The following is a 1,094-nucleotide window of genomic DNA, read 5'->3' on the forward strand; positions in this document are numbered from 1 at the left end:
GGCTATCCAACAATACACATCCAGCTTGATGCAGATTCACACTCTGTAAGAAATCTTGCCCGTTTGAATAGACATCGACGCTATAACCATAACTTTCTAACATAAAGGCCATTGATTCTAAAACAGGCACTTCATCGTCAACGATATAAAGTGGACAAAGATTACGACTCATTCTGAGCTTCCTGATATGGTAAAACGATAGTCACTTGGCACCCAGATGGGTCAATTGACCTAAAATTGATGGAACCTTGGTGCGCTTCAATTACATCGCGACAAATAGCAAGCCCTAGCCCTAGGCCATTTTCCTTCGTGGTATAAAAAGGCTGATCAAGAGGGGGATTTTGCTCTTCGAGCCCGACCCCGTTATCCATGACATCAATGATGACAACGTCATCACAAAAGCTGACATGGAGATCAACAAACAACTCTTTTTGCGAAGTCGAATGAGCAAGACAGGCATCTTTGGCGTTATTAAGCACATTAATGATCACCTGTTGCAATCCAGTCACATCCGCATAAACGTTTTGTACCTCGCCCGAATACATCACACCTAGTTGGATATTGTGACGTTGGAACTCATAATCCACCAACTTCATTGCATCATTGATGACGGCAGGTAAGTCAACCCAGCTTTTCTCGATTGGCGTCCGGTGAATCAAACTACGTAAACGCTGCACTATGTCACTCGCAGACGTCACTTGTTGTTGAATTTTCTCTATTATCGGCAACATTTCCTCGGGTGTAGTGCCTTGCTCCATCCGCATCTTTGCACCTTGGCTGTAGTTTTTAATCGCAGCCAATGGTTGATTAATTTCATGTGCGATACTGCTGCCTAATTCTCCCACAATCGTAATACGTTGAGCGTGTTCCAACATGCTACTCTTGCGACGTAAATCATTGAGGGTAGCTTTCAACTTTTCTCTACTACGTTTGAACTTCCACTCTAGCCAAAAGTGATAGATAGTCAGCAACACCAATGTTAGCAGCGCTGCGATAGCGACTGCTTGGTTTTTATGTAGCCACTCTTGAACCTTTTGCGCCCAAGGTTTCTGTAAGGGATGTAAGTCCAAATGCTTGTAGACTTTATCTACGTT

2 protein-coding genes are annotated in these 1,094 nt (G+C 43.5%); both read right to left on the reverse strand.

Annotated elements, in window-relative coordinates:
* On the reverse strand, positions 1–172 hold a 172-nt coding region (locus R8N47_RS28900; RefSeq protein ID WP_412034477.1), incomplete at its 3' end, for a response regulator.
* Positions 162–1,094: HAMP domain-containing sensor histidine kinase (locus R8N47_RS23660; RefSeq protein ID WP_318185909.1), on the reverse strand; the 933-nt coding region annotated here is incomplete at its 5' end. The genes R8N47_RS23660 and R8N47_RS28900, both read right to left, overlap by 11 nt.

The sequence above is a fragment of the Vibrio sp. 2132-1 genome, assembly GCF_033344315.1.